Source organism: Rhizobium sp. WCS2018Hpa-16, assembly GCF_031843705.1.
In the GTDB taxonomy this organism is placed as follows: domain Bacteria; phylum Pseudomonadota; class Alphaproteobacteria; order Rhizobiales; family Rhizobiaceae; genus Agrobacterium; species Agrobacterium tumefaciens_C.
Window position 1 is genome coordinate 610,845 of sequence record NZ_JAVTIX010000003.1, and the last position, 20,865, is coordinate 631,709.

Annotated in this window: 20 protein-coding genes and 1 pseudogene; 12 read left to right on the plus strand and 9 right to left on the minus strand. The window is 56.9% G+C overall.

Annotated elements, in window-relative coordinates:
• Nucleotides 1-5 precede the first annotated feature (5 nt).
• The 6 genes and pseudogenes from RQI55_RS13940 to RQI55_RS13965 form a co-directional block, all read right to left on the minus strand.
• A complete protein-coding gene (locus RQI55_RS13940) occupies nt 6-881 on the minus strand; it encodes an ABC transporter permease (RefSeq protein ID WP_042618987.1) in 876 nt (291 codons plus the stop codon).
• A complete protein-coding gene (locus tag RQI55_RS13945) occupies nt 878-1,825 on the minus strand; it encodes an ABC transporter permease (RefSeq protein WP_042618986.1) in 948 nt (315 codons plus the stop codon). Before RQI55_RS13945 ends, RQI55_RS13940 begins: the two co-directional genes overlap by 4 nt.
• Before the next feature lie 86 nt (nt 1,826-1,911).
• Nucleotides 1,912-3,375, minus strand: coding sequence for an ABC transporter substrate-binding protein (locus RQI55_RS13950; RefSeq protein WP_409233733.1), 1,464 nt, complete (start codon nt 3,373-3,375; stop codon nt 1,912-1,914).
• A gap of 118 nt (nt 3,376-3,493) precedes the next feature.
• On the minus strand, nt 3,494-4,183 hold the full coding sequence (locus RQI55_RS13955) for a FadR/GntR family transcriptional regulator (RefSeq protein WP_082249936.1): 690 nt from the start codon (nt 4,181-4,183) through the stop codon (nt 3,494-3,496).
• Nucleotides 4,184-4,434: 251 nt separating this feature from the next.
• Nucleotides 4,435-4,857 (minus strand): annotated as a pseudogene (locus RQI55_RS13960) (hypothetical protein); the annotation flags it as partial.
• Between the two features lie 33 nt (nt 4,858-4,890).
• Complete coding sequence (locus tag RQI55_RS13965) at nt 4,891-5,037, minus strand: hypothetical protein (protein WP_155398927.1); 147 nt, start codon at nt 5,035-5,037, stop codon at nt 4,891-4,893.
• 224 nt (nt 5,038-5,261) lie between these two features.
• Between RQI55_RS13965 and RQI55_RS13970 the strand changes: the two genes are divergently transcribed.
• Genes RQI55_RS13970 through RQI55_RS13995 form a run of 6 tightly spaced genes read left to right on the plus strand, consistent with a single transcriptional unit; the run spans nt 5,262 to nt 11,101 of the window.
• Nucleotides 5,262-6,098 (plus strand): transporter substrate-binding domain-containing protein, encoded by an 837-nt coding sequence (locus RQI55_RS13970; protein ID WP_311272878.1) that lies wholly within the window; start codon nt 5,262-5,264, stop codon nt 6,096-6,098.
• A gap of 23 nt (nt 6,099-6,121) precedes the next feature.
• On the plus strand, nt 6,122-6,874 hold the full coding sequence (locus tag RQI55_RS13975) for an amino acid ABC transporter permease (RefSeq protein WP_042618984.1): 753 nt from the start codon (nt 6,122-6,124) through the stop codon (nt 6,872-6,874).
• 59 nt (nt 6,875-6,933) lie between these two features.
• Nucleotides 6,934-7,647: an amino acid ABC transporter permease gene (locus RQI55_RS13980; RefSeq protein ID WP_409233734.1), complete on the plus strand. Its 714-nt coding sequence runs from the start codon at nt 6,934-6,936 to the stop codon at nt 7,645-7,647.
• Between the two features lie 12 nt (nt 7,648-7,659).
• The gene (locus RQI55_RS13985) at nt 7,660-8,448 is read left to right on the plus strand and encodes an amino acid ABC transporter ATP-binding protein (RefSeq protein ID WP_067646392.1); all 789 of its coding nucleotides are present in this window, start codon (nt 7,660-7,662) and stop codon (nt 8,446-8,448) included.
• 2 nt (nt 8,449-8,450) lie between these two features.
• A complete protein-coding gene (locus tag RQI55_RS13990; RefSeq protein ID WP_311272880.1) occupies nt 8,451-9,791 on the plus strand; it encodes an MmgE/PrpD family protein in 1,341 nt (446 codons plus the stop codon).
• Between the two features lie 14 nt (nt 9,792-9,805).
• Complete coding sequence (locus tag RQI55_RS13995; RefSeq protein WP_311272881.1) at nt 9,806-11,101, plus strand: LLM class flavin-dependent oxidoreductase; 1,296 nt, start codon at nt 9,806-9,808, stop codon at nt 11,099-11,101.
• A 124-nt stretch (nt 11,102-11,225) separates the two neighbouring features.
• Here RQI55_RS13995 and RQI55_RS14000 read toward each other — a convergent pair whose 3' ends face one another.
• Nucleotides 11,226-12,671 carry an FAD/NAD(P)-binding protein gene (locus tag RQI55_RS14000; RefSeq protein ID WP_311272882.1) on the minus strand — a complete coding sequence of 482 codons (1,446 nt, stop codon included), beginning with the start codon at nt 12,669-12,671 and terminating at the stop codon, nt 11,226-11,228.
• A gap of 154 nt (nt 12,672-12,825) precedes the next feature.
• On the opposite strand from RQI55_RS14000, the gene RQI55_RS14005 reads away from it, so the two are divergent.
• A complete protein-coding gene (locus RQI55_RS14005; RefSeq protein ID WP_243257055.1) occupies nt 12,826-13,365 on the plus strand; it encodes a flavin reductase family protein in 540 nt (179 codons plus the stop codon).
• Between the two features lie 27 nt (nt 13,366-13,392).
• Nucleotides 13,393-14,268: a hypothetical protein gene (locus RQI55_RS14010; RefSeq protein ID WP_311272883.1), complete on the plus strand. Its 876-nt coding sequence runs from the start codon at nt 13,393-13,395 to the stop codon at nt 14,266-14,268.
• On the opposite strand, the gene RQI55_RS14015 is transcribed toward RQI55_RS14010, so the two are convergent.
• Nucleotides 14,244-14,690, minus strand: a complete 447-nt coding sequence (locus RQI55_RS14015) for an Rrf2 family transcriptional regulator (RefSeq protein ID WP_042618993.1) — start codon at nt 14,688-14,690, stop codon at nt 14,244-14,246. The genes RQI55_RS14010 and RQI55_RS14015 overlap by 25 nt on opposite strands.
• Nucleotides 14,691-14,955: 265 nt before the next feature.
• On the opposite strand from RQI55_RS14015, the gene RQI55_RS14020 reads away from it, so the two are divergent.
• From RQI55_RS14020 to RQI55_RS14035, 4 genes are read left to right on the plus strand one after another with little or no spacing between them, the layout of a single operon-like run.
• Entirely contained in the window at nt 14,956-16,308 is a 1,353-nt protein-coding gene (locus RQI55_RS14020; protein ID WP_311272884.1) for an LLM class flavin-dependent oxidoreductase, read from the plus strand.
• Between the two features lie 8 nt (nt 16,309-16,316).
• Nucleotides 16,317-17,156 (plus strand): ABC transporter permease, encoded by an 840-nt coding sequence (locus tag RQI55_RS14025; RefSeq protein ID WP_311272885.1) that lies wholly within the window; start codon nt 16,317-16,319, stop codon nt 17,154-17,156.
• Nucleotides 17,157-17,204: 48 nt separating this feature from the next.
• Nucleotides 17,205-18,182 carry an ABC transporter substrate-binding protein gene (locus RQI55_RS14030; RefSeq protein WP_311272886.1) on the plus strand — a complete coding sequence of 326 codons (978 nt, stop codon included), beginning with the start codon at nt 17,205-17,207 and terminating at the stop codon, nt 18,180-18,182.
• A 3-nt stretch (nt 18,183-18,185) separates the two neighbouring features.
• A complete protein-coding gene (locus RQI55_RS14035; protein WP_042618973.1) occupies nt 18,186-18,959 on the plus strand; it encodes an ABC transporter ATP-binding protein in 774 nt (257 codons plus the stop codon).
• Between the two features lie 198 nt (nt 18,960-19,157).
• Here RQI55_RS14035 and RQI55_RS14040 read toward each other — a convergent pair whose 3' ends face one another.
• Nucleotides 19,158-20,609 (minus strand): EAL domain-containing protein, encoded by a 1,452-nt coding sequence (locus tag RQI55_RS14040; RefSeq protein WP_311272887.1) that lies wholly within the window; start codon nt 20,607-20,609, stop codon nt 19,158-19,160.
• Nucleotides 20,610-20,865 lie beyond the last annotated feature (256 nt).

Sequence of the window (20,865 nt, forward strand, 5' to 3'; positions counted from 1 at the left end):
AATTCTTAGTTTTCGCGTGGGTCGAGCGCATCGCGCAGACCATCGCCAAGCAGATTGAAGCCGATCACGACGCAGAAGATTGCAGCCCCCGGCCACATTGCCATCCACGGTGCCTGAGTCAGGAAGTTCTTGGCGACGTTGAGCATGGAACCCCAGCTTGGGGCCGGAGCCTGTTGGCCAAGGCCGAGGAAGGAAAGGCTTGCCTCGGCGATGATGGCCGTGGCGACTGTCAATGTCGCTTGCACGATGATCGGTGGCACGATGTTGGGAAGGATATAACGCAGCATGATATCGCCGTGGCCAAGCCCGATGGAGCGCGCACCCTCAATGTAGTCTTCCGTCTTGACTGCGAGCACCTGCGAGCGTGTAAGCCGCACGAAGATCGGCATGGCGGACAGGCCGATGGCAATCATCGCATTCATCAGGCTGGGCCCGAGGAACGCGGCGAGCGCAATTGCCATGATCAGAAATGGCATTGCGAGAAATGCTTCTGTGATGCGCGAAATCACCTGATCGACCCAGCCGCCGAAATAACCGGAGATGAGTCCGAAGGGAACGCCGGTCAGGACGGCGATTGCGACCGATATAACGCCCGCCATCAACGAGGCCTGAGCACCCCAGATCATTCTGGAAAGAACGTCGCGACCAATATCGTCGGTACCGAGCCAGTGCGCTGCCGAAGGTGCTTTGCGGATGGTACCCCAACTCGTGGCAAGCGGATCTGCCAGCTGAAGAAGGGGGGCGGTGATTGCAAGCAAAGTGAAGAACGCAATGATGATGAGACCGGCAATCGCACTGCGATTACGCTTCATTTTCTTCCACGCCCGGTTTTCGCGGGGTTTTGTCTTTGCGGCTGGGAAGGTCTGTGCGGACACACTCATATGGCGGCCCTCATGCGTGGATTGAGAAGGACGGTTACGACATCCGCGAGCAGGTTCATGAAGATGAAGCCAACGGCCGTGCACAGCACCACGCCTTGCACCACCGCGTAGTCACGGTTGAACACTGCATCAACGATCAGCTTGCCAAATCCGGGAATGGTAAAAATCTGCTCCGTAAGGACGGCGCCTGCCAGAAGCTCGCCGAACAGCAGTGCCGTCAGCGTTATCACGGGCAAAAGCGCGTTGCGGAACGAATGGCTGAGCACCACTTCACGGGTGGACAATCCCTTGGCACGAGCCGTGCGGATATAATCGGACTTCATCACTGACAGCATGGATGAGCGCGTGTGTCGCATGAGAGTTGCAGCAAGACCCGTGCCTAGAACGAAGGACGGCATGATCATTGTTTGCAGTGACCGCACTGGATCAACGAAAATGGACTCGTAACCCGAGGCCGGTAACCAGCCAAGTTGAACCGAAACCAGGAGGATCAACATGATACCGAGCCAGAAATTTGGAATGGAAAGCCCCGACAAAGCAACGATATTGGCAAGATAATCAATCCACGTGTTCTGCTTCACAGCCGCTAGAATGCCCATCGGTACGCCTATGACGAAGGCAAAAAACATAGACATCAGTGCTAGCTGAATGGTGACCGGCAACTTTTCAGCCACGAGCTCCAGAACCGGCTGGTTGGTGCGCAACGATACGCCGAAATCGCCCTGCACCACAGACCCTAACCAATAAAAATACTGATACACGACAGGATCGTTCATTCGGTATTTCTCGCGCAGCAGTTCAATCACCACGGGGTCGCGCTCTTCTCCCGCCATGGCGAGAATTGGGTCGCCGGGCAGAAGTTTCTGCAACGAAAAGACAAAAACGGAGATGATCAGCAGCGTCGGTATCGCTACCAGCAGCCGCTTGGCGATGTAGATATGCATGAAAGCAAATCCTTATACGGGCAAGGCTTTGGAGTAGGGCTGCGGGATGCGCCGAAAGACGCATCCCGCCAGTACGCAAGACAGGCTCAGTCGGTCTTCTTGACGCCGGTCAGGCGGATCATGCCATCACCGGATGGCGTGAAACCGGTGACTTTCTTGGAGGAGGCGTAGAGATAGGCCTGATGACCGAGATAGATCAGCGGCAAATCCTCATCGAGGATTTTGGTCGCCGCATCGTATTTTTCCTTGCGGACCGCGTTGTCCGTTGAGGCGCGGGCCTCGTTCAGCAGCTTGTCGACCTCGGGGTTGCAATATTTGGTGTCGTTGATGCCGCCCTTGCAGGTCACGAACTGGTGGATGTTGCCATCCGGATCGGAACGGCCAGACCAGTCTGAGCGCGACAAGACATAGTTGCCTGCAGTTTGCTCCGACAGCAAAGTAGCGAACTCTGTGGCCTTCAGCTTCACGTCAAACCCGGCTTCGGCAGCCATGGACTGGATGACCTGCATCGCTTGAGTCTGCGTGGTGTTGTTAGCGTGCTGAAGTTCGATTTCGTACTTGTCGAAACCGGCTTCCTTCATCAGCGCCTTGGCCTTTTCGACGTCACGGGCCGGCACGGGGATGTCCTTGTTGTACCATGGGCTGGATGGTGGCCATGGCTGGTTGCCGGCCATCGCCGTGCCCTCGAACACCACCTGGTTGATTGCTTCGCGGTCAATCGAGAGGGAGAAGGCCTGACGCAGGCGCTTGTCTTTGCCGAAAGGATTGTCGGCTTTGGCACCATTGCCGATATTCACATACAGCGCCATGTAACCGGGTCCTACGATCTCGCCGTAGTTCAGTTTGTTGTCTGCCTTAACGGAGGCGACGTCAGATGCGGAAATGCGCTCTGCAAGATCGAGATCGCCTGATTGCAGGTTGGCGAGACGAACTGTGGTATCGGGAATTGGTAGGAACGTGACCTTATCGATAAAGATATTGTCCTTGTTCCAATAGTCAGCGAACTTCTCCAGAACGATCCGGTCCTGCTGGATGCGCTCTACAAATTTGAAAGCACCGGAGCACACAGGTTTCGTGCTGAACTTTGCACCCAGTTCCTTGCCTGCAGTCGGAGAAATCATCATGCCCGCACGGTCGGAAAGCTGCGCCAGAAGGCTGGCGTCGGGGCTCTTCAGCGTGAACTTGACCTGATAGTCGCCGGTGGCTTCGACCTTAGCGACGGATGCCAATTCACTCTTGCGGCGCGATTCCGGCATCGTCATGTTGCGATCGATGTTGTAGACGACGGCTTCAGCATTAAACGGCGTGCCATCGTGGAAGACCACGCCTTCGCGCAAGTCCATCGTCAACGTGCCGCCATTGTCACCCCACGCCCATTTGGTGGCCAGTTGCGGAATAATGGAGAGATTATTGTCGAGATCGACCAGCTTGTCGCAAAGGCTGGTATAGACGATGCGGCCGACGAATGTGCGCGACTGTGCGGGATCGAGCACATCGGCATCGTCCATCAGGCCGATCCGCAAGTCGGCTGATAGTGCCGATGTCGCCATAAGAGAGCTTACAAAAAGAAGTCCGGAAAGTTTTTTCAGTCGTTTCATGATCTCTGTTCCTCTGGTGATTTTTCAACACGCCGGTTTTCCGGTCTTTTGTTTTCGACGTTTGGGCAGTTTAAAACTTGGTCTCCTCCACGGGTGTGGCCTGATCACTCAGCTCCATCGATGTCTGGCGGATCAACCTTTCCTGAAGTGTCAGCAGGTGCGTGCGCATGGCTTCTCCCGCTCGAGCAGGGTCCCGCGAAGCGATGGCCTCGATGATTTCGGTGTGCTGATCGCGTGATTCACGCAACGTTTTATGCTGCTTGCGCGCTCGTTCACGAACCGACTGCCAAACCGGGTCCTGACGAACACGGTTGATGACATCGAAGAGCGAGAGGAAAAGTTGATTGCCAGCCGACTGCGCGATCAACCGGTGCAGAGAACCATCCCAAAGCTCGCGCCAATCCGCATCGGTGCGCTCATAGATCTTGTCGCGCAGAGCCCGCATGCGCTCTATATCGGCGTCCTTGGCACGCAGCGCGGCCAGTTGGGCCAATTGCGGCTCAAGTCTCAGGCGCACTTCCATAATTTCCATGAAATTGGTTCCAGTTACCAAACTGGCAGCGTGGTCACTCCAGCTGTCTGGTCTCTGGCCGAGGAATGTGCCGGCACCCTGTTTGCGCCAGATCAGCCCTTCAGCCTCCAGAACCTCCAACGCCCGCCGGATTTCTCGCCTTCCCACCCCAAAACGCTCTGAAAGCGCGCGCTCGGTCGGCAACTTTCCGTCAGCGACCAGCGTCGTGACGCGCAACAGTTCACGCATACGCTCCAAAGCGTAGTTAGAATTCTCAACAGAAATGTTGCCTGTTTTTTCGTTCAATGGTCCGCACCAATTGCTAATTGGTTCAATGAAGCTGTTAACATGCGTTTCGTCAAGCCACTTTTTTTGGCTATGTGGAAATTGATTGAAAATTAGGCATCGATCGTTAGGTCGCGGAGTGAAGAGGTCAAACAATAATCAACGACTTGGAATTAACGTCTGCGATATCCTATCGGGATAGATGCGCTTAAGAATCAGCCGATTTGTGCGGTCCGCGCGCAATTGGTCCTGCGATGAACGAAGGCGAGAAGGATTTGGCTTTGGGTAGCACGCAGTATGATCAGGCGAACAAAGTCGATCAATCGATCGCCTTTTTCCACGGGTTTACACCTCACTAGGAAACGCGAGTAATGCTGCTGAACCATCTGCGGCGTATCCTGAATGGCGTAGCCCGCCTGTTCATATGAACCCGTGACTTTCAGAATATGCCTCGCCAACACGGCCCCAACATTATGAGGTCAGTGCGGCAGCAAGCCACCGATCGCTCCGCGACCCGATGACGTACGATGTAGGCGTTGATGTAGTTAGAGGTCCAGCAGGTCAGGCAGGATCAGCCTTAATGGCTTAGATCCGAAGAAAGACGAGTTGACGTTTTTACATGCGACCGATGGGATCATCCCCGCCGTAAAGAGTCTCCCAACGCAGTCTTTTTACATATCTGAAAGCGCCATCAGCCCGCCGACTTCTTCATATGTGCCGTCCACATCGTGAATGGCTATGCCGATAACAGGAGAAGAGCCAGATGCAATTGACCAAAATAGCGGCTCCAATCCACGTCTTACCGTCATATCGCCCATCGCTCCCTCTCGCAGGTTGAGCTGCAAACCTAAAAACACGCAAGTGTTTCACGAATTCTTCGTGATAGGTCGCCCTGCTCATCCTTTTCGCGATCTCCCCGCGACCAAGTGGGGACAATTCTTTTCGATGTAAAATTATTTCATTGTTTGCCGCACTCTTGGAAAATTCCTCCTCGCTGCAAGCAACGCCTTTGTCTATCTTCGCCGCAAACGAGGAGTCATTGATGTTTGCCAAAGCCATTACTAAAGTTATTTTCGGGGTTTCCATTTCGCTTGCAACAGTGGTGAGCACTCAAGCTTTTGCAGACGCAACGCTGGAGCGGATCAAGGGCCGGGGCAAGCTGACTGTTGGCGTTATTCTCTCAGGTGCGCCGTTTGGATTTATCGATCCAAAGTCGCAGGAGCAGAAAGGCTACAATGTTGACCTCGCGAAAGCGCTGGCCGCGGATCTCGGCGTCGAGCTGGAAGCAGTGACCGTTACGCCGCCAAACCGTGTGCAGTTTCTGCAGCAGGGCAAAGTCGATATCCTCATCGCCAACATGCAATATACCGACGAGCGCGCAAAAATTCTCGATTACGTTCCAACAGCTTATGACCGCGCCGGTGGCGCTGCCGTTGTGCGCAAAGATAGCGGCCTGAAGGACTGGGCTGATCTCAAGGGCAAGCCTGTGTGCATCTCGCAGGGTTCGAATTACGCACAGCCACTGGCGGAAGAATATGGAGCCATCGTGAAGGCGCTGCCAAGCCAGCCAGAATCGCTGCTGGCTCTGCAGGGTGGCAACTGCGTTGCAGCCGTCCACGTGGGTGCGACGGTAGGCTTGCTGCTTGTTGACCGCGCCGACGAGTGGAAAGATTATGCCATTCCGTTTCCAACGGAGCTGATCCCTTCCGATTCCGTAATCTGGCTTCGCAAGGACGAAAGTGACACCAAGACTGCTCTTGATGCCGCTGTGAAAAAGCTTCACAAATCAGGCAAACTGCTTGAGATGGCGAAGGAAAACCGCTTGCTGAACACCAAGTACCTCGAGGAAGAGAACAAGAAGCTTTCTGCTGTACAATGAGCGGAAGCCAGCGGTAAATCCTGATGAATGATGTGAATTTCACAAGCCTGTTCGTCGATCTGACGAGCAGGCTTGGTCTCAATTATGAATTCCTGGCAACGGGTTACGAGGCGCAGATATGGCGCGATGGTTTCATAACCACGCTTTATCTTGTCGCCATCACCATTCCCGTCAGTCTGATTTTTGGATTGATTTTTGCAGGCTGCCTGACCTCAGGCAGACTTTGGCTGTCTGCGCCCGTGCGTGCCTTTGTGGAGCTGACCCGCAACACGCCGACACTCGTGCAGCTCATGTTCAGCTTTCTGGTGCTGAACACATTTGTCTCCAACCTGTTTGGCGGGGCGCAACACAATCCGCTGTCTCCCTTTTTCTGGGTCGTTGCCGTGGTTGGGCTGCATGTCGCGGCGTTGCATGCGGAAGCCATCCGTGGCGGCATTGAGGCTGTACCATCATCGATGATCGAGGCGGCGCGAGGCATGGGCTTCAGCCAGTTCGAAATCCTGCGTTATGTGCAGGTACCGCTGGCGTTTCGCGCTTGCCTGCCGGCTATCGTCAATGGGCTTATCAGCCTGGTCAAATCGACAACCGTGGGCAATGCCATTGCCGTCAGTGAAATCACCTATGCATCGATTATGGTATGGACACAGCGCGACAATGTCGTTGAGCTGATGATTGTTCTTCTCGCCTTTTTCAGCCTGATCAATTTTCTGATCGCTCGCGCCGGTTCGTGGGTGGAGCGAAAGCTGGCCGTCCCGGGATATGGGTTATCAGCATGACACAGACCCATGCACCCAAGAAAAGCAGCCGTATTTTGCGCTATGCCGGCTTTGTTGCCATGCCGCTTCTGGTCGTCGTCTGGTCGCTTGTTGACCTGACACTGGGCAAGGAACTGGTGACGTGGGTACCCTATCTTGCGTCCGGCTTTTCGATGAACATCGTGATTACGCTCTGTGCGATCACGATCGGCACGACGGCAGGTGTTTTGCTCGGCCTCATGCAACTGGCGCCTTACTGGTTCATTCGCTGGCCAGCGGCCATCTACGTCCAGATTTTTCGCAACGCACCGGCGCTCGTTCTGATCTTTGCCACCACCTATATCTTTCCCTTTGAGATCGTGCTGTTCGGCAACTACCTGGCGTTTCCCGACTGGATCAAAGCGGTGATCGGCCTTGCTATTCTTGCCAGCGCTTACATAGCCGAAATCACCCGGGGTGCCGTGCTCTCCATACCGACAACGCAGTGGGAAGCGGCCAAGGGACTTGGCTTTTCCCGCATGCAATCGCTACGCTTTGTCATCCTGCCGCAATGTGTGCGCCGCTCACTGCCGCCATGGATGAATGTCGCGTCTTCGATTGCCATGGGCACTTCGCTTGCTTCGCTTGTGGGCGCTCATGAATTGATGCATGCCGCAACGGATGCCAGCACAGCGGTGCGCAGACTTGATTTCACCATCATCGCCTATGTTGTTGTCATGGCTGCGTTTTTCACGCTCTGCTACCCGATATCCCGGCTTACTCGCCGCCTCGAACAGCGTTTCAACGCGGGCTGAAGGATTTTGACGATGACTACATCAACAGATACCGCGATTGTGAAACTGGAAGACGTTCACCTGTCTTTCGGCAATACGCAGGTGCTTAAGGGCATTGATCTCACCGTCAATAAAGGTGATGCCGTCTCTATCATCGGCCCTTCCGGCTCCGGCAAATCTACCTTGCTGCGCTGTATCAACGCGCTGGCCATGCCGCAAAGCGGCAGGATCACCGTGGCGGGCACACGGGTAGACACGCTGACGAAAGAAAGCGAGCGCATCGAACTGCGCAAGCGTGTTGGCATCGTGTTCCAGCAATATAATCTATTTCCGCATCTGACCGTTCTCGACAACATCGTGCTTGCGCCGACGCGCATTCTGGGTGCCGACCGCACAGCGACCGAGAAACTTGCGCGCGAATTGCTGGAGAAAGTCCGGCTGTCTGAAAAGGCCGATGCCTATCCCGGCCAGCTTTCCGGCGGCCAACAGCAGCGCGTGGCAATTGCACGCGCACTGGCCATGAAGCCGGAACTCGTGCTGTTCGACGAGGTGACCTCGGCGCTCGACCCTGAAACGGTGGGCGAGGTTCTGTGGGTCATCCGCGACCTGATCCGCGATGGCATGACCAGCATCCTCGTTACCCATGAAATGCGTTTTGCAGAGGAGATCAGCGACACGGTGGTGTTTACCGAAAACGGTCGCGTCGTTGCTCATGGTTCGCCAAAGGAGATTTTTCACGATTCCGACAATTCCCGTATCCGACAATTTGTCGGCGGCTTGTCCGGTGCGCGCGCCTCGGTGCGTGACGGCGAAGGTATCTGACCATGGAGAATGCCAAATTCACGACTGCCTTTGCCAAGGTAATCGTCCAATCCGATCCAAGCGGGGATCACGCCGCAATGGATGCGGCACGCACGGCGATAACGGATTTTCTGGCCTGCATGATTGCCGGAGCCAATGACCGCACGGGGGGTGTTCTGGCTAGTGCCATCGGCGGCGATTTTCCGGGAAAGGCAATCTTGGTCGGTCAGGCCAGACAAACAGATCCGCTGGTCGCGGCAGTGTTGAACGCCTATGCGGGCCATGTGCTGGATTATGACGATGTTCATGCAAGCGTGCGTGGGCACCCGACAACGGTGATTGTACCAGGACTGCTGGCGCTGGCCGCAGAACGAACCTTCAGTGCAGATGCTTTTATCGCATCTTACATTGTGGGACTGGAAGCCATGGCGCGGCTGGGGCTTTCTGTAGGCTCCAAGCATTACGAGAACGGATTTCACGCCACCGCAACGCTTGGCCCCATTGGTGTCGCTGCCGCGATCTGTCATCTGAACGGTGCTTCAGTGGAAGAAACTGCCATTGCGCTTGGCCTGGCCGCAACCCAGTCTGGCGGACTGCGGTTGCAGTTCGGGTTTGATGCAAAGCCATATCATGCTGGCATGGCCGCACGGGCTGGCCTTCTCGCCGCGCGATTGGCAGCGGCAGGCTTTGGTGGCGCGCATGATTTTCTGGACAATCCGGTCAGTTTCCACGCCGCCTATGCATTTGACGCAGGACAGGCGGAACTGACGAGCAAAAACTGGGGTGAGCCATGGCAGATCCTGTCACCCGGCCTGACGCTCAAAGCCTATCCCTGCTGCACGGCCAGCCACCCTGTCGCGTCACTCGGCATCGAACTCCACGGTGAGGGGCTGAAAGCCGAGCAGATTGACAGGATCACCTTCACCTATCCGCCCGGGGCGGATGCGGCGTTGGTCGTGACAAAGCCGAGCAATGGAATCGAGGCACGGTTCAGCCCGGAATATGTGTTTTCCGCAGCATTGCTCGATGGCGCATTGCGGCTTGACCATTTCGATGAACGTCCGGTCGAGAGCCGCATCATGGCGCTCGCCAGCCTTGCCGGCCGCCAACATGATGAAACGGCACAACGGATGACGAGTGATCCGACCACGCGTTTCGTCGTGCTGGATATTGCGCTCAAAGATGGCAGCACCATCCAGCGCCGCTTCGATGGCCTGCCGGGCGTGACCGATCCAACGCAAAAATTTCAGGACGCGACGGCAGGTAAACCGGCCTTTGCAGAAATTCCCGACCTTGTCCGCAGCATGAGGAGTGAGGCAGATTTTGCCCGGCTTCTTCAACTGCTTAATCAGAACTTCGTTTGACGAGAGATTTTACCATGAGCGCCAAGAGACAAATTCATCTGGGTCTTTTCCTTCAGGGTGCTGGCCACCACGTTTCCGGATGGCGTCACCCGAACGCGGAAGCAGGCAGCGAAAACTTCGATCTGCTGCGCCGCGTTTCGCAAATGGCCGAGCAGGCAAAGTTCGATATGGTTTTCCTGGCGGACGGCCTGACCAGCGGTGTGGATGCACACCCTTCGACAATCGCCCGCTTCGAACCGCTGACTTTGCTTGCCGCGCTTGCGCTTGTCACTGAGAAGATCGGTCTTGCCGCGACATCCTCGACAACCTACGGCGAACCTTACCACACGGCGCGTTCCTTCTCCTCCATCGACCATTTGAGCCATGGCCGCGCCGCCTGGAACATCGTGACGACATCCTATGCCCGCACGGCGAATAATTTCTCCAAGTCTCATCCCGAGCATGACGAACGTTACGCAGTAGCAGAAGAATTCGTCGATGTTGTGCGCGGCCTGTGGGACAGCTGGGATGATGACGCCTTCATCAAGGACAAGCAGAACGGCATCTATGCCGACCCAAACAAGGTGCACATGCTTGACCACGCGGGTAAATATTACTCCGTCAAAGGACCGCTCAACATTCCCCGTTCTCCACAGGGCCATCCGATCCTCATTCAGGCCGGTTCATCAGGCCCCGGACAGGATCTAGCCGCCCGCACGGCTGACGTGGTGTTTACCGCACAACAAAGCCTTGCCGAAGCACAGGCTTTCTACAAAAGCCTGAAATCCCGCGTCGAGAAATTTGGTCGCAAGCCTGATGATGTTGCCGTCATGCCCGGCTTTTTGCCGGTCGTCGGGCGCACCTCCAAGGAAGCGGCGGAGAAACTTGCCGAGCTTGACCAGTGGACCGAGCTGAAAAGCGCTATGCCGCTTCTCGAAGAGCGCATTGGCCACAGCCTTGGCGAATATGATCCCGATGGTCCGTTGCCGGATCTGCCGATATCGGACCAATTGCGCAGCCGAGCTGAACTGCTGACGGCTCTTGCACGCCGTGAAAGCCTGACGATCCGTCAGCTGGCTCTGCGTGTGGCCGCCGGTCGCGGTCATCATATCGTCCTTGGTACACCAGTCGAAATTGCCGACCGTATGCAGGAATGGTTTGACGGACGCGCCGCCGATGGCTTCAACGTCATGCCTCCCTTCTTCCCGGAAGGGCTTGAGGATTTCACGCAGCTGGTTGTCCCGATCCTTCAGGAAAGGGGCCTGTTCCGCACGGAATACGAAGGATCAACGCTGCGCGATCATCTCGGTCTGGCGCGCCCACCGCTGTAACGAACGCGACGCAGCCGCTGCCATCAACGCTTATGGCGGCGGTATCGCCTCCAGCGCTGATACAAGCTGTGGCGGTGTTGTCGTTTGCACAAACAATCGTTCACCCAAGGCATAGGCGTTCAACTCAACCCGATTGGCAGATGACCATCGTCCTTGTTTCTCGCGCGCAACTGCGAATAATCCTGTCCACCATATTCGCAGACTGGGTAGCAATTTCAGGAACGCCTGTAAGCTCCCCGTACGCCGCGCGGGCGGGCGGGCCGCCGATAAAGACACTTGTGTTTGGAGTACCGGTAACCGTGAGTGCGCGGCCTGCCGTGTCGCAGGCAAGGCCGAGACCTAGAGGATCCGACTGGATGAAGCCATCCCGGTGCATGCCGAGCAGAAACCTCTGGTTGGCCGCGTAGTCTCGGAAATCCGGGCCCGTAGCCATAAGGATGTGGCGACAGCGGACCTTGGCCATGCCGGCGCGGGTTTCGATCGCTGCGAGAAGGCTTTGCCCATCTCGAGTGATGGATGCGAGAGTACCGCGCTCTGCTGTGAGGCGACCTGTGTCGAGGCTCTTTTCCAAAGCATGTGTAGCCTGTGGCGGCATTCGGTAGCGGTGGACGTCGTACCAGCGGCGAAGGCGTCGCAGAAACTTCTGCCGCTCGGGCATCGGTAGACCCTGCCATAACTCCTGCGCATCCTGTCTTAGCGCATCGAAAACGGATTGCCATGGAATACCCTGTATTTCCGCATCGGCGATCGTCGCCCGCACCTTTGCTAGCAGCTTTCTGGCGGAGGTGAGGTCAGCGCCTCTAAAGTCACCGAAGGGCGAGAAGCCTCCGCCTGCATGTGGCCTTGGCATCAGGCCGGAGCGGGAAAGAAGTGTGATCTGCCCGTTGTGGCCAAGGGCATCCAGGCGGCTGAGTGCGTCTAGGGCTGTAAGCCCCGAACCTAGGATGAGGATCGGGTCAGATTTGCCGATGCCATCAAATACGTTCGGCGCGAAGACATCGGCGATATGAGACGCTGTGAGAGGATCGAGGTTGTCGATCACGGGCGGTCTCGATAGAGGAGGATGCCCTGTAGCGATGATCAGGATATCGGCCAAGACCGCGGTGCCGCTGGAGTCCGTGATCCGCCAATGCTCGTTCTGGCGATCAACGCTCCGAACGGTTTGGCGAAGGTGCCTGATCGCGCCGCTGTCCAGATGTGGCGCAAGTTGTGCCTGCATAAAGCGCCCGAAATCACTGCGGCGGGCAAAGATGCCTTCCGGGGTCACGGCCTCGGGATCGACAGTCAGAGTTCCGCTGGTCTGCAGCCAGTCGAGAAAGGCTGTGGGCGAGCCGGGGATGGCGCGCATTCTGTGCGCAGCGACGTTGAGGCGAACATCGATGTTCTGGACATCATAGGCCAGGCCACAACCGAGCTGCTCGCGAGGCTCGAAAACAGTCACCTCTTCAATGTCGCGCAATCCGCGCTCGACCAGAAGTTTGGCAATGATCGCACCGGTGTATCCGCCGCCGATGATGACGACGCGAGAGGCCGGGCGTGTCGTTTGCGCCTGCAGTCTCGGCGATGACATCCTGATCCTTAACATGGCAGTCTTCCTTCCGGTTCGCGAGGTTAGATCTGGGCATATTTTCTATAAAATATATGGAGATTAAAAACGCTTGTCTACTGCTTGGGTTCCGGGGCTGTTACCCATGGTTCAGATGAAGCGTGCACGGAGAGGTCAGATGAACATTTTTACCAGAAGTGAATTTCAGGAGCCCCGGACGCGCTCAGTGTCGGATCGCCCGGCAGATGCGGCCGGTTTGAAGGAGGCCTTGAGAACGCTGGGTGGCGGCGTCAGTGTCATCACGGTAGGTGACGGCGCAGAACGCACAGGCGCGACAGTCACCTCTGCGACGGCATTGTCCGTCGATCCACCGCGCATGTTGGTATCCCTCAACAGATCCTCCTCCACCTGGCCCGTCGTTGAGCGTTACCGCCATTTCGCGGTCAATGTGATTGGCGCCGATCATCAGGACGTAGCAAACCGGTTTGCAGGCGTCGGCGGCTTGAAAGGCGCCGAGCGCTATGTCGGGTCAGAATGGACGAGGCTTGCCAGCGGAGCGCCAATTCTGGAAGATGCGGTTGCCGCGCTCGATTGCGAGGTCGAGGAGGCGATCGAGCGACACAGCCATGTCATCCTCATCGGCCGGGTTCTGTCCATACGCATCGGTGGTGGCAGTTCGCTGCTCTATCAGAATGGCAAATATCACGCGTTGACGTGACATCAGTCTGAGTGAAGGATGGCCTGCATGATGGTACCGACTTCTGACCGGTTGCGACCAGTGCCGCTTGCCCTGACAAGGGAGGGCGATGTCGTGGCAGCGCTCGATCGGTTGGAAGCGTTGGCGACCAGCGGCAGTCCGGACCAGTCCTCTCTTCTCCCCTCAAGCGGGCTTCTCGCTATGTCCATTCCGGCAAGCTTCGGAGGCGCGGATATTTCAAACCTGATCGTTGCAGAGGCCGTCAGCCGGATCGTGACGTGGAGCACCACCGAGGCCGAGCGGCTTCTCGGACATCTTGTGGCCTTGGAACTGGTCCGCACCAGCGGATCGACAGAACAGCGCAAGGCAATTTACGCACGTGTCGTTCTGGGTGATGTCTTCGAACTTAGCAGTCGTCGCGAGGGCGTCGCGCTACCAAGGCTGGTGCGGTCGGGTCTGGCTTTCGCGCTGGAACATGGTGGATCGGTTTTAGCGAACAGCGCGGTTGACTGGCAAATCATAGGGGCATCTGGCGCCGGCTCTGAGCCGGTGGTCGCTATTCTGGACCACAAGCACGTGTCGGTGCGCAATAACGCATCATCGGATTTGACCGTTCACCCCGACTACGTTCTTTCACGTGGTGAAAACGCAGACTGTCTCGCGCGTCTGATGACGGCATTTCTAAAGGCTGCTTACACACGCGGACACGTCAACGCCCAGATGCGGACAAATCCGCCGGAACCCGCCATGGCAGTTGAAGTCGAACTCTTGGACGGGATGATCCAAAAGTCCGCATCTCTGATCGATGTCATTCAGGTGGATGATCCCCAGATCGACTTTGAACAAATAGATCGATTTTGCCGCGCGCTGGACACGGCGCGATTACGCTGTTCTGGTGATCATTCGCCAGCGATCAAATCCTGATCCGGCTGTCCTGACGCCACGAATTGGGTCAGCGTCATCGTGTCGAGAACGGCTGCCATCGCATCCCGGACCTGCGTCATTGAAATACGGATCTGGCATGAGGCTGGATCCCGGCAGTCGTCACAGGCTTCGAATGCGGTGCGGCTGGCGCAGCGAATTGGCGCAAGCGGCCCGTCGAGGGCGCGGATGACCTGTCCAATCATGATCTCGTCGGCTGGCTTTGACAGGGCGTAGCCGCCATTCGGTCCTTTTTTCGAGCGCAGGAAGCCGTTGTTGCGCAGTTCCAGCAGGATCGTGTCGAGGAATTTCTTCGAAATATTGTTTCGCGTGGCGATGTCGGTCACGAAGGCAGTCTGCCCTGGTTCCAGACCGGCGAGGTCGACCAGCGCTTTCAGGCCATATTTGCCTTTTTTAGTGAGCATTGTTGAGACATCCGGCCAATGGCCACCGCGATTGAATTTGTCCAAATTACATAGTTTTTATAAATTATCCGTTCAAGCCCTGATTGTCGCGACCGTATCCCTTCTTCGCACCGTTTCGAAATCTGCGGCAGGCTTGTTCGCATCGATTGCTTGGCCCGCAAATCCATTTGCCATCCGGCTCAATCTTCGAAATCTCATTTCTCCATAAAAACGATAGACAATATAGGCTGCTCATATTCGATCATCGACTGAGAGAGGACCAGCCATGACACGCAAGATCAGACTAGGAGCATTTCTTCCAGGTGGCGGACAGCATATCGCTTCTTGGAGGCACCCGGATCAACCGGTCGACGGCGCCGTCAGCTTCGAGTTTCACAAGCAATTGGCTCTGACGGCAGAGAGGGGCTTGTTCGACGCCTATTTCCTGGCCGACGGCCTTGCCGTCGGGTTCGGCGGTGCGCGCGAAGGCGGCAACGCACGCGTCGCCGGGTTCGAGCCCGTCACACTATTTTCGGCGCTGGCCCCGTTCACCACCCATCTCGGTTTCATCGCGACAGCCTCAACGACATACGAGGAGCCTTACAACACTGCGCGCAAATTCGCCTCGCTCGACCTCATCTCTGACGGCCGGGCAGGGTGGAACGTCGTGACAACGACAGGCGATGTCACGGCGCAGAACTTCAATCGCGACACACAACTACCGCATGCCGACCGCTACAAGCGCGCCGCCGAGCATGTCGATGTCGTCAAGAAGCTCTGGGACAGTTTTGAAGACGATGCCTTCATTCGCAACAAGCAAACGGGCGTCTTCTTTGATCCCGCGAAGCTACATGATGCCGCTCACAAGGGCGAGTATTTCAAGGTCAAGGGACCGCTCAACGTCGCTCGCTCCCGACAGGGGCATCCCGTGATCGTCCAGGCTGGCCAGTCCGATGACGGGCGTGGGCTTGCCGCAGCAACAGCGGAGGTGATCTTCACCGCCCATCAGCACATCGAGACCGCTCAGGAATTCTACCGTGACATCAAGAACCGGGCCCGTGGCCTCGGTCGCAGTCCGGATCACGTTCTGGTCATGCCCGGCGTCTCGCCCTTTGTCGGTCGCACCGAAGCTGAGGCGCGGGAGAAGTATGACCGCCTAACCTCGCTCATCTTGGAAGAGGACGGCATTGGCCTTCTGAACGGCCTGACAGGTGGCACGCTCGATCTGAAGGGTTACGATCTTGATGGGCCGCTGCCGCCCGCCCCGCCAACGGAAGGTATGAAGAGCCGTCAGGCGCTGATCCGCCAGATTGCCGACGAGAACAATTTCTCGATCCGTCAGCTCTATCAATGGGTCGCCTCGGCACGCGGTCACTTCACCATTGTCGGTACCGCCGGTCAGATCGCCGACACGCTGCAGGAATGGTTCGAGGACGAAGCGGCTGATGGCTTCAACATCCTGCCACCATGGCTGCCGACGGGCCTTAACGACTTCGTCGATCTCGTCATCCCCGAGCTGCAGCGTCGTGGTCTGTTCCGCACCGCCTATGAGGGGCAAACGCTCCGCGAAAACCTCGGCTTGCCGTTCCCAATCAACCGCTACGCAGCCGACCGCTCGGTCGTGCAGGCAGCCGAGTGAGGTCCGCCATGTCCTATGAAGATATCCGCCATGGAAGGGCCTATGGCCTAGACCTTGCCCCAGATGCGGCGCGCCCGCCACGCTGGCTAAGCCACGCAATGTTGGCAATCACACCCTTCCTTGCGCGCTATGGAGTTGTGATTGCCTTCCTGGTTCTCTGGCAGGCGTCGTCTACCTTGGGCTGGGTCAACCCATCCGTCTTTCCGCCGTTGGACCAGATCATCAGGGCCTTGTGGACCGCGATTGCAACTGGTGCCTTCGTCGACGATATAGCCATCAGTTTACAGCGATCAGGCATAGCCTTCGTCGCTGCCGTCGGGCTCGGCGTCCCGCTTGGCCTGTTCATGGGCCAGGTGAGAGCCGTTGAGCGAGCCCTCGATCCTCTCTTGCAGTTCTTTCGCCAGACCTCGGCGCTCGCCCTTTATCCAGTTTTCATCCTTCTTCTAGGCCTCGGGGAAACGTCAAAGATATTCGTCATCTTCTGGGCGACGCTCTTTCCGGTTCTGTTGTCGACGATTGGCGGCGTGAAGGAGGTGGATCAGAAACTTATCGAGATGGCCCGCACCTACGGGGCCGGATCGCTGCAGATCTTCCGCCGCGTGGTTCTGCCGGCCTCCGTCCCCGCGATTTTCGTCGGCCTGCGTCTTTCAGCGACGACAGCACTGCTGCTCCTCATCGCCGCCGAGATGATCGGTGCCAACAAGGGCATCGGCTTCCAGGTGATGAACGCCCAATATAATTTCCAGATCCCGCTTATGTTCGCAGCGATCCTGCTTCTCGCGCTGCTCGGCCTCGCCGCCAATGCCGCTCTCGTCCTTATGCAACGGCGTCTGTGCCGCTGGGCCTAACCAGGTACCAAAGTTCATCCAAAAATTCGTGATCCGAAGGATTCTCCCATGACATTCCACTCCCGCAAGTTCCTTCTCTCCGCAGCCTTCACTTTCGCCCTCTCAGGCTCCGCTTTTGCCGCAGAAGAGGTAAAGTTCCGCTATCTCGCCAGCCAGGGCGGTTTGTCAGCGCATGAACTCGCCGCCGAACTCGGCTATTTCGATGGCACCGGCATCACCATCGAGAATGTCGGTTACGCCACAGGTGGCCCTGCATCGCTCATTGCGCTCGCCTCGGGCGATGTTGAAATCGGCAGTGCCGCAACCTCCGCCGTCTTGAATTCGATCGTCGGCGGCAACGATTTTGTCGCTGCCTATCCGTCGAATGGCATCAACAACGAGGTCCAGTCGATCTTTTACGTGCTGGAAGACAGTCCCATTCGCGATATCAAGGACATTGCCGGAAAAAGCATTGCGGTGAACACGCTCGGTGCCCATCTCGACTACACGATCCGGGAAGCCTTGCACTCCGTCGGTTTGCCGACCGACGCCGCCAACCAGATCGTGGTTCCAGGACCGCAACTTGAACAGGTCCTCCGTTCGGGGCAGGTCGATATCTCGGCCTTCGGTTACTGGCAGACGACTTTTGAAGGCATGGCGAAGCAGAAGGGCGGGCTACGTGCGATCTTCGACGACACCGATGTGCTTGGCGAAATCGCCGGTGGCTTCATCGTCCTGCGCCGGGACTTCATCGAAAAACACCCGGAAGCCGCCAAGGTCTTCGTTGAACAGTCCGAGCGCGCCCTCGACTATGCCCGTGAGAACCCTAAGGAAACCAAGGTAATCTTCGCCAAGGCTCTGGCCGAGCGAGGTGAAAATGCCGACATTGCCCAGTATTTCCGTGGTTATGGTGTGCGTCCAGGCGGCAAGGCGGTCGAGCGCGACCTGCAGTTCTGGATCGACGTTCTGGTTCGCGAAGGCAAACTGAAACAAGGCCAGCTATCGGCCAACGATCTTCTCTACACCTCCGAAACTGCGAGCAACTGATCCATGGCCCTCGCTCAGTTCAACACCATCCACGGAGAGGTGACGATCCGTCACCTCTCCAAGACCTTCACCCTAAACGGACAGCCGCTGCCGATCCTGAAAGACCTGAACCTTACCATCCGCTCCGGCGAAAGCCTCGCCATCGTCGGTGCCAGCGGCTCCGGCAAGACGACGCTTCTGCGCATTCTCGCGGGGCTTGAGGAGGCGGACAGCGGCGACGTACTGATCGACGGTCGCCGCATTCGCGGTGTCGGAACCGAGCGGGCCGTCATCTTCCAGGAGCCGCGTCTTCTCCCGTGGCTGACGGTCATCGACAACATCGGCTTTGGCTTGGAAACGAGGGGTGTTTCCCGCGAGGAATCGCGCTTTGTCTCCCAGCGCTATGTCGACCTGGTCGGGCTGAAGGGCTTCGAAACCGCCTATCCGCGCCAGCTCTCAGGCGGAATGGCGCAAAGAGTCGGCATCGCTCGTGCGCTCGCCGTCCAGCCGGAAATCCTGCTTCTCGACGAACCACTGGGTGCGCTTGATGCCATGACCAAGATTGGCATGCAGCAGGAACTGGCGCGGATCTGGAAGGAGGAGGACGTGACGACGGTGCTCGTGACCCACGATCTTGAAGAAGCTATTTTCCTTGCCGACCGCATCCTGATCCTGCCGCGAGAGAAGGGCGGTGAACCGCGGCTGATCAACATCGACTTGCCCCGGCCCCGCGATCGTAGTGCTTCAAGTTTCGTGCGCCAGCGAGAGGAACTGCTCGGGTTGTTTGGATTGCATTGAAGTTGCTAAGCCGAATTCGAGGAAGCGCGGTCTGTGGCTGCGCTTTTCTTTTCGATCTAGATTCGGAGCGATAGCGCGCCGGCAATTCGGAAGAGAAAGTATTTGGCTACTGAAAAATTGAGACAGACCGACCCACTGAACTGAGGGTCGGCGGTTCTGCCGCCTGAAGGCGTTGTTTGGTACAGCCGTGCCTGCTGCTCAGACTAGGGATTTTCCTTGAGCGATGGTGGAGCGCTCTTGGAGATAAGTAGCAAATTCATCGTTCGGCAATGCACGACTGAACAGCCATCCCTGTCCAAATTCTACCTCCTTTGCCTTGAGGTATTCCGCTTGTTCAGACCGCTCCACACCCTCCGCTACAATGCGGGCTCCGAGCGATTTCGCCATTTCGATGATATGGTGGATTACCATACTTTTGGGCGATGAGATACCAATACTGTCAACGAAGGATTTGTCGATCTTCAGGACATCAAACGAAAGCTGCTCGAGATGCTGGAGGCTTGAGTAGCCGGTTCCAAAGTCATCAATGCAGACAACATAGCCTGATTGGTGTGCTCGCAAGATTGTCTCCCTGACTGCGGCATAGTCGAGGAAGCCACGCTCCGTTGCCTCTAGCCAGATCTGGTTCGGTTCGAGGCGATGGTCCCGAACAAGTCCGTCGATAAGCTGGAGAAAGCCACCGTCGGCGAGGTCCTCAGCCGACAGGTTGATGGCGATATGCAAGGACGGATTCTGGGACAAAATCTGACCGATGTCCTGCCCAATCCTGCCAATGACCTGTGCAGTAATCTTCTGGATAAGCCCTGACTGTTCCGCGACAGGGATGAACAGATCCGGGCGAACCCAACTGCCGTCCGGGCGCTTCCACCGTACCAGAGCCTCCGCGCCAATACACTGCTCTGTCTTCAAGTCGATAAGTGGCTGGTAATGGACTGTAAACTCTTGCTTCCGGATCGCGATCTCAAGCTCGCGGCGCATGGACAGTCTCTGTCTTGAAAACCAGACCACGGTCGCCACCATCACGCCCGCGAGCATGAGAGCAAGCGGAAGCATGAGGAGTTGCTCTCGTCGCAACGTGCTCAACAGCGCTGGATGCGGTTCAAGGGCGATAGCGATCCAGTCGTCGGATTTAACGACCCCGTAAGCATAGGTTTCATCAGGGGCGTATTGAGGCTGGGCGACAATCCGTCGGATTGCCGCAAGATCGGCAGCTTCGGTGTGCGCAAAGATGCGGCCGTCTCTTGCGGCCAATGCCATATGGACTTTCTGTTCTGTGATCACATCGACAAATCGAGCAGGATCGACAAGGACGTTATAGTTGTCCTTTCTGTAGGCTAGCTTGGGAGTGCCACCCTTGAGGGCTGGCCTCAGGGCAAAGGTCACGTCCAAGCCACTTTCCGTTCGAAAGTCCGCAGTAGTCTCCGGAAGATTGAGAAGCGTGTTCCAGGACGTGCATCGTAGAGTTCCGTCCTGAAGATATCCCATTTCCTCAATCGTCAGTGTATTGAAGACTTCACGCTGCATCAGGGCGATATTTGCGGTTGAGCAAGGTTCGTCATCGCTGTTGGATAGCATGGTGATTGCAGCTTCCGCTTCCGATGCGGCGCGCGTTGCCCGAACCAAGATACGCTCTGCAACAGTGTTGAGCATTGCCTGCTCGTCACTTTGGGCGAGAGCCCATGTGATCCAGAGCATGCCAAAGATCGGAACGCCGGCACCCAGTATGCCAAGCAGAAACGAAACCGCGATAATTTTCGAGCGTCGCAGGCGGACCTCCCGTTTGCTGCTTTCTATTTCCAGTTATAACAATGCACCGAGCTTGTCATGATGCAGAATGCTGATCCAAGGCATGCTGCCTATGCAGCGATTACCCTAGAGCAGAAGTCTCATCGAAGTGAGCGGCATG

Coding starts and splice junctions, on each gene's coding strand:
- RQI55_RS13945 (WP_042618986.1), bottom strand. CDS start 1,825: ATGCATATCTACATCGCCAAGCGGCTGCTGGTAGCGATACCGACGCTG.
- RQI55_RS14025 (WP_311272885.1), top strand. CDS start 16,317: ATGTCCTATGAAGATATCCGCCATGGAAGGGCCTATGGCCTAGACCTT.
- RQI55_RS13965 (WP_155398927.1), bottom strand. CDS start 5,037: ATGGGCGATATGACGGTAAGACGTGGATTGGAGCCGCTATTTTGGTCA.
- RQI55_RS13990 (WP_311272880.1), top strand. CDS start 8,451: ATGGAGAATGCCAAATTCACGACTGCCTTTGCCAAGGTAATCGTCCAA.
- RQI55_RS14010 (WP_311272883.1), top strand. CDS start 13,393: ATGATGGTACCGACTTCTGACCGGTTGCGACCAGTGCCGCTTGCCCTG.
- RQI55_RS14030 (WP_311272886.1), top strand. CDS start 17,205: ATGACATTCCACTCCCGCAAGTTCCTTCTCTCCGCAGCCTTCACTTTC.
- RQI55_RS13955 (WP_082249936.1), bottom strand. CDS start 4,183: ATGCGTGAACTGTTGCGCGTCACGACGCTGGTCGCTGACGGAAAGTTG.
- RQI55_RS14000 (WP_311272882.1), bottom strand. CDS start 12,671: ATGTCATCGCCGAGACTGCAGGCGCAAACGACACGCCCGGCCTCTCGC.
- RQI55_RS14005 (WP_243257055.1), top strand. CDS start 12,826: ATGAACATTTTTACCAGAAGTGAATTTCAGGAGCCCCGGACGCGCTCA.
- RQI55_RS13980 (WP_409233734.1), top strand. CDS start 6,934: ATGCCGCTTCTGGTCGTCGTCTGGTCGCTTGTTGACCTGACACTGGGC.
- RQI55_RS14015 (WP_042618993.1), bottom strand. CDS start 14,690: ATGCTCACTAAAAAAGGCAAATATGGCCTGAAAGCGCTGGTCGACCTC.
- RQI55_RS13970 (WP_311272878.1), top strand. CDS start 5,262: ATGTTTGCCAAAGCCATTACTAAAGTTATTTTCGGGGTTTCCATTTCG.
- RQI55_RS14040 (WP_311272887.1), bottom strand. CDS start 20,609: ATGCTCAACACTGTTGCAGAGCGTATCTTGGTTCGGGCAACGCGCGCC.
- RQI55_RS14035 (WP_042618973.1), top strand. CDS start 18,186: ATGGCCCTCGCTCAGTTCAACACCATCCACGGAGAGGTGACGATCCGT.
- RQI55_RS14020 (WP_311272884.1), top strand. CDS start 14,956: ATGACACGCAAGATCAGACTAGGAGCATTTCTTCCAGGTGGCGGACAG.
- RQI55_RS13950 (WP_409233733.1), bottom strand. CDS start 3,375: ATGGCGACATCGGCACTATCAGCCGACTTGCGGATCGGCCTGATGGAC.
- RQI55_RS13975 (WP_042618984.1), top strand. CDS start 6,122: ATGAATGATGTGAATTTCACAAGCCTGTTCGTCGATCTGACGAGCAGG.
- RQI55_RS13995 (WP_311272881.1), top strand. CDS start 9,806: ATGAGCGCCAAGAGACAAATTCATCTGGGTCTTTTCCTTCAGGGTGCT.
- RQI55_RS13985 (WP_067646392.1), top strand. CDS start 7,660: ATGACTACATCAACAGATACCGCGATTGTGAAACTGGAAGACGTTCAC.
- RQI55_RS13940 (WP_042618987.1), bottom strand. CDS start 881: ATGAGTGTGTCCGCACAGACCTTCCCAGCCGCAAAGACAAAACCCCGC.